12 protein-coding genes and 2 pseudogenes are annotated in these 14,815 nt (G+C 67.3%); 5 read left to right on the top strand and 9 right to left on the bottom strand.

The window, feature by feature from the left end; translation table 11 throughout:
- Together ACGFU7_RS45705 and ACGFU7_RS45710 are read right to left on the bottom strand one after the other, a co-directional pair.
- Positions 1–355: pseudogene (locus ACGFU7_RS45705) on the bottom strand (hypothetical protein); the annotation flags it as partial.
- Between the two features lie 29 nt (positions 356–384).
- Positions 385–540 (bottom strand): hypothetical protein, encoded by a 156-nt coding sequence (locus ACGFU7_RS45710; RefSeq protein ID WP_393704502.1) that lies wholly within the window; start codon positions 538–540, stop codon positions 385–387.
- Positions 541–627: 87 nt separating this feature from the next.
- Here ACGFU7_RS45710 and ACGFU7_RS45715 point away from each other — a divergent pair, with 87 nt between their 5' ends.
- Positions 628–900: a hypothetical protein gene (locus tag ACGFU7_RS45715; RefSeq protein WP_393704503.1), complete on the top strand. Its 273-nt coding sequence runs from the start codon at positions 628–630 to the stop codon at positions 898–900.
- Between the two features lie 153 nt (positions 901–1,053).
- On the opposite strand, the gene ACGFU7_RS45720 is transcribed toward ACGFU7_RS45715, so the two are convergent.
- The 3 genes from ACGFU7_RS45720 to rph all read right to left on the bottom strand — a co-directional run bounded on the left by ACGFU7_RS45720 (position 1,054) and on the right by rph (position 6,458).
- Positions 1,054–1,584 (bottom strand): IS5 family transposase, encoded by a 531-nt coding sequence (locus tag ACGFU7_RS45720; RefSeq protein ID WP_393704505.1) that lies wholly within the window; start codon positions 1,582–1,584, stop codon positions 1,054–1,056.
- A 971-nt stretch (positions 1,585–2,555) separates the two neighbouring features.
- Positions 2,556–3,542 (bottom strand): NAD(P)H-dependent flavin oxidoreductase, encoded by a 987-nt coding sequence (locus ACGFU7_RS45725; protein WP_393704507.1) that lies wholly within the window; start codon positions 3,540–3,542, stop codon positions 2,556–2,558.
- A 312-nt stretch (positions 3,543–3,854) separates the two neighbouring features.
- Positions 3,855–6,458 carry a rifamycin-inactivating phosphotransferase gene (rph, locus tag ACGFU7_RS45730; RefSeq protein WP_393704508.1) on the bottom strand — a complete coding sequence of 868 codons (2,604 nt, stop codon included), beginning with the start codon at positions 6,456–6,458 and terminating at the stop codon, positions 3,855–3,857.
- A gap of 925 nt (positions 6,459–7,383) precedes the next feature.
- Here rph and ACGFU7_RS45735 point away from each other — a divergent pair.
- Positions 7,384–7,899 carry a GNAT family N-acetyltransferase gene (locus tag ACGFU7_RS45735; RefSeq protein WP_393704510.1) on the top strand — a complete coding sequence of 172 codons (516 nt, stop codon included), beginning with the start codon at positions 7,384–7,386 and terminating at the stop codon, positions 7,897–7,899.
- A 194-nt stretch (positions 7,900–8,093) separates the two neighbouring features.
- On the opposite strand, the gene ACGFU7_RS45740 is transcribed toward ACGFU7_RS45735, so the two are convergent.
- The 3 genes from ACGFU7_RS45740 to ACGFU7_RS45750 form a co-directional block, all read right to left on the bottom strand.
- Positions 8,094–8,861 (bottom strand): DJ-1/PfpI family protein, encoded by a 768-nt coding sequence (locus ACGFU7_RS45740; protein WP_393704512.1) that lies wholly within the window; start codon positions 8,859–8,861, stop codon positions 8,094–8,096.
- A complete protein-coding gene (locus ACGFU7_RS45745) occupies positions 8,858–9,862 on the bottom strand; it encodes a GlxA family transcriptional regulator (protein ID WP_393704521.1) in 1,005 nt (334 codons plus the stop codon). The genes ACGFU7_RS45740 and ACGFU7_RS45745 overlap by 4 nt, the downstream gene beginning before the upstream one ends.
- Positions 9,863–10,670: 808 nt before the next feature.
- A complete protein-coding gene (locus tag ACGFU7_RS45750; protein WP_393704514.1) occupies positions 10,671–11,240 on the bottom strand; it encodes a TetR/AcrR family transcriptional regulator in 570 nt (189 codons plus the stop codon).
- Positions 11,241–11,311: 71 nt separating this feature from the next.
- Here ACGFU7_RS45750 and ACGFU7_RS45755 point away from each other — a divergent pair, with 71 nt between their 5' ends.
- The 3 genes from ACGFU7_RS45755 to ACGFU7_RS45765 all read left to right on the top strand — a co-directional run bounded on the left by ACGFU7_RS45755 (position 11,312) and on the right by ACGFU7_RS45765 (position 14,423).
- Positions 11,312–12,205 carry an NADP-dependent oxidoreductase gene (locus ACGFU7_RS45755; protein ID WP_393704516.1) on the top strand — a complete coding sequence of 298 codons (894 nt, stop codon included), beginning with the start codon at positions 11,312–11,314 and terminating at the stop codon, positions 12,203–12,205.
- A gap of 97 nt (positions 12,206–12,302) precedes the next feature.
- Positions 12,303–13,427: an FAD-dependent oxidoreductase gene (locus tag ACGFU7_RS45760; protein WP_393704518.1), complete on the top strand. Its 1,125-nt coding sequence runs from the start codon at positions 12,303–12,305 to the stop codon at positions 13,425–13,427.
- A 69-nt stretch (positions 13,428–13,496) separates the two neighbouring features.
- Positions 13,497–14,423, top strand: a complete 927-nt coding sequence (locus ACGFU7_RS45765; protein ID WP_393704519.1) for an NADP-dependent oxidoreductase — start codon at positions 13,497–13,499, stop codon at positions 14,421–14,423.
- An 83-nt stretch (positions 14,424–14,506) separates the two neighbouring features.
- On the opposite strand, the pseudogene ACGFU7_RS45770 reads toward ACGFU7_RS45765, so the two are convergent.
- Positions 14,507–14,713: pseudogene (locus tag ACGFU7_RS45770) on the bottom strand (AAA family ATPase); the annotation flags it as partial.
- Positions 14,714–14,815: the final 102 nt, after the last annotated feature.

Below are 14,815 nucleotides of genomic sequence, written 5' to 3' on the forward strand. Positions count from 1 at the left end.
TCCGGTAGCCCTTGCCGTCACCGTCCCAGTCCAGCTGGATGACGCCGTCGGCGAGGTAGCGGCCTGAGCCGGCCTTGTACTTGATCGTCCCGGTGGTGTAGCTGCCGTTGCCTGACGTGTTGCCATGTTCGAGCTTGTACTCGAGGCCGGTGTAGTTTGCCGATTTCACGACGGGGTCGGTGCCGGATACGGACTTTTTGATCTGGAGGTGGAAGCGGGCGGCGTCGAGTGTGTCGGTCTGGTTGACATACCAGACGGGTCCCTCGAAGTCGACCTTGGCGTATGCGTATATGTAGCCGCCGGAGCGCTTGGCGCAGAGCTTGACGTCGAAGTTGTAGTTGAGGTCGACGTGCATGGTGATGCCGGGCCGACTCCCGGCCTTGATCAGGAAGTTTTCGCGTCCGGGCGGGTCGGGGTCTGAGGAACATCCGCCCCATAGTTCCGGACCGTGTTCGAGTTGCCGAGCGAGTCGAGGAACACGTCGGCCGCCGTCCGGACGGTCAGCGCCTTCCCGGTCGGCAGTTGCACGACGGTGGACACCGTGGCATCCGGCCACGGAGACTCCGCAAAAACCCGTTGGAGCTGTCCGGCCGATCACGGTCGTGGGCGGTCCGGCATGATGCTCGGGTGAGCATCATCGTCGAGTTCTTCACGGCTCCGGATGACACGTCAGCGGCTCTGGTTCTTCAGACCGGGCCGCGATGCGCATTCGAGTCGCTCTCCTTCGGCAACTTCGATCCCGAAGAAGCTGTGGCCTTCTTGTCGGCGGCAGCTTTGAAAAACTCGTCGAAGCTGGTGAGCCTCGTCTCGTCGCCGGCCAGGACAATGACGGGTGCGTCGTCTTCGCGATCTCAACTCGCCTGTCCGCAGCACTCACCGAGGCTGAGCGGTCGGAGTTGAAGGATGCCGCTGTTGCGTGGTCCTTGCAGCGTGCGGAGGACGGCGAGGTCATAGACACAGAGATCGTGTCCGTGATCCTGAGTGATCTGGCTGCTCTCGTCAGCAGCGCCCGACGACAGGGCCAAGGTGTCTATTGCTGGGTCGCGTAGGGACTCACGTTCGGAGCCAGATCGCGACGGACGCCGCGGTGGCGGTGCCGAGGAAGACGTAGCCGCGCTTGTCGAAGCGTGTGGCGACCGCGCGGAACTGTTTCAGACGGTTGATCGCCCGTTCGACGGTGTTGCGTTTCTTGTGGCGGTCCTGGTCAAACCCGGGCGGCCGTCCGCCGCGTGAGCCTTTCCGCAGGCGGGCGCCCTGGCTGTCGGTCTTCTCCGGGATCGTGTGGCGGATCCCCCGCCGTCTCAGGTACTCGCGAACAGGACCGTTGCTGTATGCCTTGTCGGCCGCGAGGCTGTCCGGCTTCACGCGTGGCCTTCCCGGGCCGGATCGGGGGACGCGGATCTTCTCCAGCACGGCGATGAACTTGGTGCAGTCCGCCCGCTGACCTGGAGTGACAACCAGGGACAGGGGGCGGCAACGGCCATCCGCGCTCAGGTGGATCTTGCTGGTGAACCCGCCCCGCGAACGGCCCAGGCCCTCACCTCCAGCACCACCTCCACCAGGCGGGCGACCAGGCTCTGCCACGGCGTCTCGCCCTGGTGTTCCCTCTCTTCGACCCCCTTTGAGGCGGGTGCCGGCGGTAGATCGGTGCGGGCGCCGGCCGCATGCTGATTCGAAGGCCGCTCATTCACCGGCTGGCACCGCCACGTCACCCTCGTCACCGCCGCCCACCTCTTCCTCACCGAACAGCGGACCTGCCCAAAAGCCCCTGCCAGGGCCTGACCCTCTACCAGGCCCTGGACCTCCTCCAACAACTCCTCGCCACCTGGACCGGAACCTGCCCCACCTGCCGACAACCCACCCCATGGCAGCCCCACGACACCACCTAACAAAGCCCTACTAGGCGGTTTCGTTTGGATCACCACGGGCGAGTCAGCTCTGGTGGCTGAGTCAATGCTGTCGCCGAGGACCGGAAGTTTGCGTAGATTCACCCGGTGACCTACGACATCATGCTCGTGCGGGTACAGCCGGGTCTGACGCTTCAAGAGACGCTCGACCGCCTCAACGCCGGCTTCGATCCCGACGCTGACCTTCCCTTGCTCCGGCTTACCGACGCGCAACGGGCTGAGTGGGACCGGATCCTGGACCGAGTCTCGCGGGACATCGGATCTGTCGAGTCTGAGGAGTACCTGTACAGCCTGACCCTTGAGACGGTTGGTCCGCCGGGACGCGTGCAGCTCGACTACTGCGGGGACACAGCCAACATAGAGGTCGCTTACCGCCACTCGGGGCCTGCGGCGTTGGGGGTGATGGAACTGGCCTATCGCATCGCTCGCATCGTTGAGGAAGAAAGCGGCCTGACTGGCCACGACTTTGAGGTGGGCCAGCCCACCCGAACCGGTGACCCCGTCAAAGCTGCCGTCCGGCTGAGCGGCGTCTCCGATTGGGCACAACATCACTTGAGCCAGGTCGTTTCTTTCGGATCAAGCCAGTCGGTAGGGATGGCCGCCGGGCGCACCGCCCCATCGGACCGGCCTCGCCGTTCACACTCTCAGTCAACTCAGCAGCGATCGAGGCCGCGAGGCCAGGATTGCCTCGGCCTCATCACTGATCGTCCGGACCACATCCGCAGCGGGGCGGACGGCATCGACGAAGAACGCCGACTGACCGTAGAGGATCGCGCTGGTGTCGGGATCGGGTGGGGACTCAAGGGGGTTAAGGCCTTCCGGGGGCGCAAATTCCTCTTTGCGGTCCCGCAGCGTCGCCTCACGCTCTGACCACTCATCGGTGAACCGATTGCGGCGGACGCGTTCGCCGATGGTCGCCGGCCACGGCAGCCCCGACACGATGTCGTAGGTCCGCGTCCATACGGTGTCGCTGCCATCACTCTCGACGATCAGGCGTTTGTGGACATCGTGTACCTCGATCGCTTCTGGCGTGGCAAGAAACGCCGTGCCCAACCATGCGCCGTCCGCACCGGCGGTGAGGACTGCCGCGAGTGTTCGACCGTCGCCAATGCCCCCTGCGGCCAGCACCGGAACATCGGGATAACGCCTCACGATCCCTGCCAGGAACGGCAGCAGGCCCATCGTCCCGGTATGGCCACCGGCCTCGGTACCCTGCGCCACGAGGACATCGGCACCCGCGGCGACAGCCTTCTCCGCGTCATCGTAGTTCTGGACCTGGCACATCACCCGGGCTCCCGCGTCCTTGGCGCGAGCAAGCCACGGCTGGGGGTCGGCGAACGACAGTGCGATGATCTCTGGTCGCTCCTCCAGTGCGGCATCGAAATGCGGCTCGGTGAAGGGGAGGAACGGTGTGATGAAGCCGACTCCGAACGGGCGGTCCGTCGTGGCGCGGATGGTCGCGATCTCTGCACGGATCCAGTCAGGCCCTTTCCAAGGATGCGTACCCGCGAAGGAGCCGAGCCCGCCGGCCGCGGAAACAGCGGCGGCGAGCGTCCCGCCGCTGTGCAAGCCCATGGGTGCCGCCATCACCGGGTAAGTGATATCGAACATTTCGGTAAATCTCGTATGCAACATGGGTCGACGCTAGCGAACACGGCGAACCCGACTCATCAGCAACGCGGCGGGCGGCCGGCTCTGTCCGCGACGCTCGCTGCAACGCCCCGCTCCCTTGAAAACCGAACCGAGTGCGGCAACGAGTAGCCGTGGTCAATTTCAAGAATCGCCATCAGCGCGACCGCCATGGATGGCGGACCCACATCCGTGACGGATGTCGGGCCAACCTCCATACGGAACTACTCAAGCCCGTCTGCACCCCAAGACTCCACGAGTCATTCTGAAACCATCAGTTGGTCGGAAGCTACGGATGGGGCTTCTCGGTGTGGTCGGTCAAGGCAGGATCTCGACGTACCCGTCGGTTCCGTGCACGCGGATCCGCTGCCCGTCCCGGATCAGCCGGGTGGCCTGCTCCACGCCCACGACGGCCGGCAAGCCGTACTCCCGGGCGATCACTGCGCCATGGGTCATCAGGCCGCCCACCTCCGTCACCAGGCCCGCGATTCCGACGAACAGCGGCGACCAGCTGGGGTCCGTGAAGGTCGTGACCAGGATGTCGCCCGCTTCGAGATCGGCCTGCGCCATGTCGAGGATGACGCGGGCCCTTCCCTCGATGGTCCCGGCGGAAACCGGTAGGCCGACCAGGGCGCCGGCCGGCACGTCGTCGCGCCGGTACGCCCCGGTGACGGCCTCACCATCCGATGTGAGCACCCGGGGCGGTGTGAGCGCGTGGTACGACCGGAACGCGTCCTTGCGCTGCTGGATGAGCTGGTCATCCACCTGGTTCGAGCGCACGACGTCGTGGAGTTCCTGGAACGTGAGGTAGAAGATGTCCTCCTTCTCAGGAAGCACGTTGGCCTGCACGAGGCGCTCGGCCTCTTCCAGCAGGGCCTGCTTGTAGACGAAGGAGCGGCTGACGATGCCGTACTTCGGGTACTCCCGGTACCCGATGAAGGTTCTGACCCGGTCGATCATCCGCTTGGCCTCGTCGGCTTTCTGGTCCCCGTCCGGCAGGGCCCGCAAGCGTGACAGCACGTCCTGTTCCTTCTTCTGCGCCTTCTGCCGCCCTTGCTCGAAGCGCCGCTCGGCGGCGCCCGGCTCGAAGTTCCTGACGTTGTCGAGGATCACGGGCACGAGCGTGGTGGGGCGCTCGCGCCAACGTGGCCTCGTGATGTCGATCTCGCCGACGCAGCGCATGCCGTACCGGTCGAGGTAGGCCTCGATGGCGTCGCGCGCTTCGGTCCCGCCCGCGAGCTTCGCCAACTCGTCCAGGAAGCCCTCGTCCTCGACGCCGATGCCTTGCAGGAACGCCACCACCTCCGGCTGCGGGCGGATCACGTCCGCGACGTCGAGCAGCGCCAGTCCCATCTCCGACGTGATGTTGTCGGGGGCGGACAGCGTGAGCGTGTCAGCCGCGTTCTTCTCGCCCAGCCACTCCTGCAGCTTGTCGTTGAGCCACCACGTGGCCTCCATCCCCGCCATGATCGCCTGCATGCTCACTGGGTCACTGAGGACGCGCTTGTGCTCCTCGAAGGCTTCCAGCAGGAAGTCGAACAGCGCCGGTCCGGTCTTCGTCCGGATGTCGCGCTCCAGGGCGGCGATGGACTCCTGGCTGCGCTCGATCAGCTCGGTGACGATGGCCGGATCGGGCTCGATCGGGGCGGACGCACCGCCGGCCGGCGGCCTGCCGGGAGCCGCGTCCGGGAGCAACGGGACGAAATCGTCGCGCTCGAGGACGGTCTCCAGCGCGTCCCTGATCAGCGGATCGCCTTTCCCCAGGACGTCCAGGAGGCCGGCGCGGCTCGCGGGTGCGGCCAGGCGCTGGGTGACGTCGACGAACAGCCTCCCGCCGGCCTCGTGCATCGCCACCATGGCCGTCCGCTGCCACATCGAGAACCCCAGGGGCTTCATGGGGTCGGTCATCATCTGCCCATGACCGACGGAGACGTAGACGTGATTCTCCTGGTCGCCGCTCTCGGGGATGGGGAACAGTGTCGTGATCGGCCGGCTCTGAACGATCTGGAAGCCGTCGTCGACCAGGCACCATTCGATGTCCTGCGGGCGGCCGAAGTGCGCTTCGATCCGCCGCCCCAGCTGCACGAGCCGCACGACCTGCGCATCCGTCAGCGCCGGCTGCTCCTGCCGCTGCGCGTCGATCGCCACTTCCTGCGTACCGCCGGCCGGCAGGGCGTGAACGGCACGCTGTTTGGCGGCGATCGTCTTGGCGACGACTTCGCCGTGGCGCACCTTGAAGACGTCCGGGTTCACCACGCCGGAGACCAGGGCCTCGCCGAGACCGAAGCCTGCGTCCACGGTGGCGACCTTCCGGTTGCCCGTGACGGGGTCGGCCGTGAACAGGATGCCGGCCGCATGCGGGAAGACCATCTGCTGCACGACCACGGCCATGTGGACCGTACGGTGGTCGATGCCGTTCCGCCGGCGGTAGGTCACGGCCCGCTCGGTGAACAGCGAGGCCCAGCACCGGCTGACGTGCTGGAGGATCGCCGCCGGCCCCACGACGTTCAGGTACGTGTCCTGCTGGCCGGCAAAGGAGGCCGTCGGCAGGTCCTCTGCCGTCGCGCTGGATCGGACGGCGTAGGCGGCCTGCTCGCCGAGCCGGGCGAGCGCGCGGGTGATCGCCGCCGCGAGATCGCCCGGGATGGCAATCCCTTCGATGGTCCGACGAATCTGCGCGCTGAGCGTGCGGATCGCCTCCCGGTCGTCCGGGTTCAGGCGCGACAACTGATCGAGCCGATCGTCGATCGACGGCGCTTCCGCCATGATCCGCCGGAAGGCGTCCGTCGTCACGCAAAAGCCACCCGGCACGCGGATGCCTTCGATCCGCGACAGCCCGCCCAGGTGCGCGCCCTTGCCGCCGACGACCGCGACCTGCATCTCGTCGACCTCTTGAAGATCCAACACGTACTGCTCAATCATTGCGATACCTCCGAGGCAGCCGTGCTCCGTTGCACTGCGGTGGCCGATCGAATCACCGGCGCCTCCAACTCTGTCGAACCTCTTGTCGAGCACGTCCTCATCCCTGGTTGCCTTTCCTCTGACGAGTCGGCCGGCCACTCCGCCCAGTCGGGCGGCGCACACCCCCGCACCTCCGCGCCGAGCACCCGCGACTGCACTGCCGGTCCCACCACTGGTTCGACGTCACCGCATCCCCCATACGTCGACAACAACACACGCACGTCGTGCCCCCATTTCCGCAGGTTGTGGCATCGGCCGACGATTCTGCGCCGTGACCCGGGTCTTGCGGCAAGCCCCCCAGCGCGCTATACGTTGAGAGTGGCAAGGAGAGAGCTCTCCTTGCCTTTGCCTTTTGCCGTCCAACGGAACTGACAAGCTTCTCGCGAAGCGGTGACGCGCCGCGTACGGGTACGCGGCGTTGGCCCAGGCGGATGTCCCATCGGCCTACGGATGCAGCCGCGGAACCAGAAGTTCTTTCCCTTGCCGGCAAGGCCCGAACGTCGAGCGCGCCGCCATCTCCCGGAGGTCCTCGCGCCACGCGAGTGCTGGGCCAAGCTCGCCAATCGGACGCTTGACGGTCGCCGTACCTCAAATCGGCCGGCACCCGAGCGAGCACAAGCACGCTCCCGAACCTGGGAGCCGGCCGGTAAAAGCAGTCCGGCCGCTGACGGATCGGTGATCGCCGCCGGCAAGTCGCTCGTCGACGAGAAAGCGGCCCAGTCCGCCGTCACCGAAGTCCTCGACTGAACCAAGGACGCGGGTTCCGCAGGCGGATCGGCCGCCGAGTCGGCGAAGAGCCGCTTCAGACCGCGCAAGGGAGACACGAGACCGGCGATGGTCGTCATGTCGGATCATTTGAGCAGTCCAGGGAGCCAAGGAGAAGCCAGTGCAGTTGCGCAACGTCCAACCTGACGACGTCGGTGCATACGTCAGAATGCGGTGCGATCCCACCATGATGGCCGACCTCGGCGGACCACTGCCACGCGAAGGCATGGAGGACAAAGTCCGACGAGACGTCCACAAGGCAGCGGCAGATCTCGACTGGACCAAGATGATCGTCCCTGACCCTGCCGCGCCTGAAGTCGTGGCAGGAACGGTGACCATATGGTCCCACGACGCCGAGGACGGGCCCATGTCGGAGATCGGATGGATGGTCCTGCCGGAATTCCAGGGACGCGGACTGGCCAAACTCGCAGTCCGCACCTTGCTCGAACAGGCACGGGACGAGGACCGCTGGGGACTCGTGCACGCATTTCCGGCAACGAGCAACGGCCCTTCGAACGGCATCTGCCGATCTCTCGGCTTCCAGTTCATCGACGAACGCAATGTGACATTCGCAGACCGAGTTCTACAAGCCAACCACTGGGCCATCGACGCCAGCACTGCCCTCACACGAAGGTGATGTCCGGACACCTGGCTGCCAGGTGACGCGCAAAGCCCACATGAACCGCCCCGACACCTTGCCGACCAAGACGACACCTCACCGACAACCGCCCCGTTGGGACCACTCCCAGCGGGGCACTTCGCCCTCGTTCGTAGGCATCCTCAGTGCCGCACCCGTCGACATTTTCAGTGTCGCCCAAACCCCCGAGCCCGTCACACCTGCGATTCGGCCAGCAACCGCAGTGCCAGTTCTTTGAGCTGGGGGTCGGCGTCCGTGGCATTGCCAGAGTTGAACGGGGGCTGCGGGTCGTATTCGATGGCCAGCTGGATCGCCTTCGCCGTGGTGTCTCCGGCGATCAGGGACGCCAGGTACAGGGCCATGTCCAGGCCCGCCGAGACCCCCGCCGCCGTGATGATCTTCCCGGAACGCACATAGCGCTGAGGCAGATAGGTCACATCGAATTCGGACTGCAGATAGTCGGCAGAGGCCCAGTACGTCGTTGCCTGTCGCCCGTTCAGCAGCCCCGCCGCGGCGAGGACGAGCGTTCCTGTGCACACGGAGGTCGTCCACCGGCTGTGGCGGTCGATGTGGCGGATCCAGCTGAGCAGCGCCTGGTTCTCCATCGCCCCGACCGTGCCGCGATTGCCACCGCCCGGCACGAGCAGGACGTCCAGGCGATCGAGCTCGGCGATCGAACGCTCGGCCACCACAGCCACATCCCCCGTGTCCGTACGGACCGGTCCTCGGCGCTCGGCGATCATCGTCACGTTCGCACCTGGCAGCCGGGACAGCACCTCCGCGGGGCCTGTCGGGTCCAACAGGCTGTAGCCGTCATACAGCAGGATGCCGACGTCCAGCCCTCCGTCACCCCGCCGCTCGGCGTGTGCGACCCCGCCTTGGGTTGCGGTGCCGGCGGCGGCGAGCGCGGCGGCGGCCACGGTCCCGCGGAGCAGAGCTCTGCGTGTCGTCGAATTCGTCATGACACGGGAGTCTTCTGTCCCGACGGGACGCGCGCTCGCGGCATGTCCGGCATCCTGCGAATCCTGTCTCCGCCGACTCCATAGTGATCCAGGAATGCCTGCCGCAGCGTCTGCGCCGACCCGAACCCACACCGACGGGCGATCGCGGCCAGCGACAACCCGCTGGACCGCACCAGATGCGCTGCCGCTTCCGTACGGGCCGCCCGCACAGCCCTTGTCGGGGTCGTGCCGAGGTGCGCGGTGTACAGGCGAGTCAGGTGCCGGGGGCTCACTCCCGCCCGGGCCGCCAGCGCCCCGGGCGTCAGGTCCTCGGCCAGGTGACCGGCGATGTAGCCGGAGAGGTCCCGTACCAGCCGGTCCTCTGGCGGTGGAGCGGCCAGAAACATGCTGATCTGGGCCTGATCGGCGGGCCTGTGCAGGTAGGAGACGAGTTCACGGGCAACGGCACGGGCCAGCGTCGGCCCGTGGTCGTCCTCGATCAGAGACAGCGTCAGGTCGAGCGCGCTGGTGACCCCGGCGGAGGTGTAGACGTTGCCGTCGCGGATGTAGAGCGGTCCCACGTCAACGGCCACAGCGGGGTGGCGGGCGGCGAGCTGCTCGCCGTACCCCCAATGCGTCGCCACCCGCCGATGGTCCAGCAACCCGGCGGCGGCGAGCACGTAGGTGCCGGTGCAGACGGAGGCGACGCGCCGACTGCGCTCGGCCAGCCGCCGAACCTGTGCCAGCAACCTCCCGTCCGCGGCCGCGCACTCGTACCCGACCCCGCCCACAACGATCAACGTATCCAGCCGTCCGGTCACCGCCTCCAGCCCTCGCCCAGCCCCGAGCACGATGCCGGCCGAACTACGGGCGGCACGGCGGCCGAGGGTGCCCAGCTCGATGGCATAGGGCGGGGCCGCGCCGTACCGGTTGGCTATGTCCAGAGCGCCGCTGGGGCAGGCGATGTCAAGAATCTGCGCGTCGTCGTAAGCCACGATGAGAATGCGCCGCTGGTTGTCCATAGGACCGATACCACCACGCGACGCCAAGGTGCCCAGCCGCTGCTCCAGGTCGGTCAGTTCCAAGCCCTGCTCCCGGCGCGCGGCCACGTAAGTTTTCAGTCGCCGCCGAAAGCGACCGTGACAGGTGCAGTGGGAACGAGACCAGCGAAATGAGAGCAAACCCCACGAACGAAGCAAGCGCCGCCGCTCAGCGCATGACGCGATGAGAATCCGACAGCGCGAACGAGAAGCGGTGAGAATCCGCCGGCTTGAGTGCGACAGGGCACAGGACAAGCGGATCCAGACTCAACCCCTCGCCAATCTCACGGCGATGTCGTATGCGACATCCATACGACATCGGCCGTGAGATTACGACGCGAAGCGTGAGACCCTACAACCCTGTAGGTTCTCGCGGAACCCATGGCATACGCCGAACCTCTGACCAGCAGGTTTTCGGCAGTCTCACGGCGATGGCACACGTCCGAGTCTCACGAGACGTGGCACATCCTCAGAACACCCTCACGAACGGCGAGCAGCACAAGCCGCTGTGTCCTGTCGAAGTGAATGTGTCAGGTAGCGAGCTGTTGACCTGCCGGGATGCCAGGTCGTTTGAGAAGACGGAGGCCCGGGGTTCAGTCGACCTGGCTTTCGCGGAAGTCGCGCTCTGGGTAGAGGCAGAACGGTCCTTGGCTGTGCCGTTCCCCAGGCAACTGGCCGGGCACCCTGCGCCGGCCCCGCCGAAGTAGTTGCTCTGCAGGAGATCCTGACGTCCTTGAGCCTGCCGCCAGGGTGGGCCCGACCTCGCGGGCGATGCTCGCAGAGTGGTAGGTCAGGTGACTTCCCAGGCCGCCTCGATCATCTGGAAGATCTCGTCCACCGCGGCCTGCGGATCGTCCGTCTCACGGGCCAGCGAATAGGCGTCGATCACGAACCTCGCGATCGTCCGGCAGGCCGTTGTGGTCTGTGACAGGCCGGGATCGGCAGCGATGGCCGTTGCCAGCGACTCTGCATGACGCAGCCTCATCGACTCCTCGTACTCCCGCAGGGCACGTGACTCGTCGATCATGCGGTAGATCGGGACGGTGCCGTCCGCCGTGCAGTGCCGGACCATCTCCTGGATCTCGCGGCGCAGTGCGGGGATGAGCGGTTCGTGCGGTGCGCGGTTGGTGACCGCCTGCGTGAGGCGTTGCTCGAAGCTGTCGTCCTGCTCGAACACCAGGGCCTCTTTCGAGGCGAAGTGGGAGAAGAGCGTGGTGACGGCCACGTCGGCCTCGGCGGCCACATCGCGGATGCCCACCGCGTCGTACCCGCGATCCAGGAAGAGCCGCAGGGCGGTGTCGGCGATCTTCTGTCGGGTCGCGGCCTTCTTGCGCTCACGGCGTCCGGGCGGCTCGGTCATGTCGCTGACACTATCAAATCCAAAGGAGTAACTGTTCCTAAACAACAACCGTTAGTGTTACGGTCGGCTGCATGAAGAGAGTGAGCTTCGCCGAGTTCGGCGGTCCCGACGTTCTCCACCTCGAAGGCGCCGAGGAGCCCCACGCGGGCCCCGGCCAGATACGCATCGCCGTGCGGGCGGCGGGCGTGAACCCCGTCGACTGGAGAATCCGTGAAGGCCAGTTCCAGAAGGTCCGCCCGGTCGTCCTGCCCGCCGGAGTCGGGCAGGACGCCTCCGGGGTGGTGGACGAGGTCGGCGAGGGCGTCGAAGGAGTCGAGGTCGGCGACCACGTGTTCGGGCGAGGCTCGAGCACCTATGCCGAGTTCGCCGTGCTGTCGGCCTGGGCCCGAATGCCCGAGGGGCTGACCTTCGAAGAAGCGGCCGGATACCCCTCCGTGGTGGAGACCGCGCTGCGCATCATCCGCCAGGCCGGTGTGCAGCCCGGCCAGATGCTGCTGGTCAGCGGAGCGTCCGGCGGAGTCGGATCGGCGGTGCTGCAGATCGCCCGCGACCGCGGCATCACAGTGATCGGCACGGCCGGGGCCGCGAACCAGGACTACCTGCGCAGCCTGGGCGCCCTCGCCACGACATACGGCGAGGGCTGGGCCGAGCGGGTGCGGCAGCTCGGCCATGTCGACGGAGCGCTCGATCTGGCCGGCTCCGGCGTGATCCGCGAACTCGTCGAACTGACCGGGAACCCGCAGAAGGTGATCTCCATCGCCGATCTCGGCGCGCCGGAACACGGTGTCCGGTACTCCGGCGTGACCGGGAACGTACCGGAAGCCCTCGCCGAGGCCGCCGGCCTCATCGCGCGGGGAAAGCTCCACATCCCGGTCGAGAAGTCGTACCCGCTCGCCGAGGCCGCGGCCGCGCACATCGACAGCCGGGCCGGTCACACGCGCGGGCGCCGGGTCATCGTCGTCTGAGCCGTTTCCTGCCCGGTTGCACAGCCCGGCAAGCTGCCTTCCTTCCAGCGATCCTGCCCAGACCCACCCGGCAGGTGTGCGACACGCAAGGAGCCCCATGCACACTCCTGTCACGATCATCGGCGCCGGACTCGGCGGCCTCGTCCTGGCCCGCGTCCTGCACCTCCACGGCATCCCCGTCACGGTCTACGAGGCGGAGTCCTCCCCGACGGCGCGTTCGCAGGGCGGGATGCTCGACATCCACGACCGCAACGGCCAACTCGCCCTCAAGGCTGCCGGTCTGACGGACGAGTTCCGCAGCATCGTCCTGGAGGGCCGCCAAGCGATACGGCTCCTCGGCCGAGACGGGACCGTCCTGTTCGACAAGGCCGACGACGGCACGGGCGAAAGCCCCGAGGTACAGCGCGGCGAACTGCGACAAATCCTGCTCGACGCACTCCCCGCCGGCACCGTCCGATGGGGCCACAAGGCCACCGGCGTCCGCGCCCTCACCAAGGGCCGCCACGAGGTGACCTTCGCAGGTGGCACCGCCGTCGCCACGAGCCTGCTGGTCGGCGCGGACGGTGCATGGTCACGAGTGCGACCGCTGCTCTGCGACACCACGCCCGCATACGTCGGCCGGTCCTTCGTCGAGACCCACCTGCACGACGCCGACACCCGACACCCGGCCACCGCGAAAGCGGTCGGCGACGGAACGCTTGTAGCGCTCGACCCGGACGGGAACGGGAAGTGGTTCGTGGCGCACCGGGAGAAGGACGGGACCCTCCACGCCTACATCACGCTGGCCAAGCCACAAGACTGGTTCGCGACCATCGATTTCACCGATGCCGCCGCAGCCGCCGCGCGGATCGCGGAGGAGTACGACGGCTGGGCACCGGAACTCACCGCCCTGATCACCGCCGGCGAGACCGCGCCGGTCCTGCGCCCCCTGCACGCCCTGCCGGTCGGGCACCGCTGGGACCGGGTGCCGGGAGTGACCCTGCTCGGCGACGCCGCCCACCTCTCGACCCCCAACGGCGAGGGCGCCAGCCTGGCCATGCAAGACGGCGCCGAACTCGGCAAGGCCCTCGCCGCACACCCCGATGACATCGAAACCGCCCTCACCGAGTACGAACGAGGGCTGTTCCCCCGCAGCGCCGCGGCCGCCGCCGCAGTCGCCCACAACCCCACGTCCCAGGAGGTGATCAAGTTCTTCACCGAACGAGAACCAGCGGGAATCTGACAGTGCCGCAGAGGTGAGCGACTGCAAGCTCTCCTGCTGAACGACTTGCTACGTATACGGAGTTTGCCCATGTTTGCTGTGCAATACCACCGCTACGGCGGTTCCGAGGTCCTCTGCGTGGAGGAGGTCGAAGAGCCGCACGCCGGGCCCGGTCAGGTCCGCATCGCGGTGCGTGCCACCGGCGTCACTCCTGCTGACTGCTACCTGCGTTCAGGGTTGCTGCGGGACATCGCCACCCTGGACTTCCCCCACGTCCCCGGCATGGATGCCGCCGGAATGGTCGACGAGGTGGGAGAGGGGGTGACCGGCACCGCCGTGGGAGACGAGGTCTTCGGCCTCGTCCCCTTCGTAAATCAGGGAGGCGCTGCAGCCCAGTACGCCGTGTTGGAGGCATGGGCACCCAAGCCCCGGTCGTGGTCCTTCGAGGAAGCGGGCGGCGCCGCAGGCAACATCGACACGGCCACGCGGGTACTGGAGGCCCTGGAAGCCGCCGAGGGCATGACTTTGCTGATCGAGGGTGCCGCCGGAGGCGTCGGCACCATCACCGCACAACTCGCCCAGGCCCGCGGCCTCACCGTGATCGGCACCGCGAGCGAAGGCAACCACGGCTTCCTCGACCAGCTCGGCGTCGTACCGGTCACCTACGGGGCGGGGCTGGCCGATCGCCTTGCCCCACTGGCTCCGCGCGGCGTCGACGTGGTTCTGGACGCGGCCGGTAAGGGCTCTCTGGCCGAACTGGTGGCCATCGCCGGCGATCCGCATCGCGTGGTGACCATCGCGGACTTCGACGCCGACCGACACGGAGTGCGGTTCTCCCGCTCCGAAGCAGGGGAGTCGCCGGGCTGGGCAGGGCTGCCACTGGCGGCCGATCTCGCCGACCAAGACCGCCTCACCGTCCCGCTGCACGCCGTGTTCCCGCTGAAGGAGGCCGCCACCGCTCACGACGTCAGCGCCACCGGCCATGCGCGCGGCAAGATCGTCATCACCGTGCCCTGACAGCCGTGGGCCTGGTCGGGCTCGCCGCCTACCGCCCCTTTCCGTCAGCACCTGGAAGAGGAGCTCAGCGCCCCGGCGATCAAGCGGCGGCGGACCCGGTCGTCGCACTCGGCCAGCAGCAGCTCCGCGAGGAAACCCCGGTACGACATCTGCTCACGCGACGCGACCCCGGCGAGATCGGGAAACTGCCCTCGGACGGTGGGGAGCCGCAGCATCCGGCATGCCTGGTCAATGACGGTAGTCGCGGCTTCCTCGGACGGCCCGGGTAGGACCCGGCGGGGCGGGAGCACGGGCCTTCCCCCAAGGCCGGGTAGTTAGCGTTCTCGCAGGTCACGCAAGGGAGTTGATCGGCTCTTGCGTAGCGGCTGTGTAGATGCCGGGGCCGTGCTTTC

The organism is Streptomyces sp. NPDC048473, from assembly GCF_043200155.1.
Classification (GTDB): Bacteria; Actinomycetota; Actinomycetes; order Streptomycetales; family Streptomycetaceae; genus Streptomyces.

Excerpts from the sequence above, each read along its gene's own strand:
- ACGFU7_RS45760 (WP_393704518.1), top strand. The coding sequence starts at position 12,303 with ATGCACACTCCTGTCACGATCATCGGCGCCGGACTCGGCGGCCTCGTC.
- ACGFU7_RS45755 (WP_393704516.1), top strand. The coding sequence starts at position 11,312 with ATGAAGAGAGTGAGCTTCGCCGAGTTCGGCGGTCCCGACGTTCTCCAC.
- rph (WP_393704508.1), bottom strand. The coding sequence starts at position 6,458 with ATGATTGAGCAGTACGTGTTGGATCTTCAAGAGGTCGACGAGATGCAG.
- ACGFU7_RS45765 (WP_393704519.1), top strand. The coding sequence starts at position 13,497 with ATGTTTGCTGTGCAATACCACCGCTACGGCGGTTCCGAGGTCCTCTGC.
- ACGFU7_RS45725 (WP_393704507.1), bottom strand. The coding sequence starts at position 3,542 with ATGTTGCATACGAGATTTACCGAAATGTTCGATATCACTTACCCGGTG.
- ACGFU7_RS45740 (WP_393704512.1), bottom strand. The coding sequence starts at position 8,861 with ATGACGAATTCGACGACACGCAGAGCTCTGCTCCGCGGGACCGTGGCC.
- ACGFU7_RS45750 (WP_393704514.1), bottom strand. The coding sequence starts at position 11,240 with ATGACCGAGCCGCCCGGACGCCGTGAGCGCAAGAAGGCCGCGACCCGA.
- ACGFU7_RS45745 (WP_393704521.1), bottom strand. The coding sequence starts at position 9,862 with ATGGACAACCAGCGGCGCATTCTCATCGTGGCTTACGACGACGCGCAG.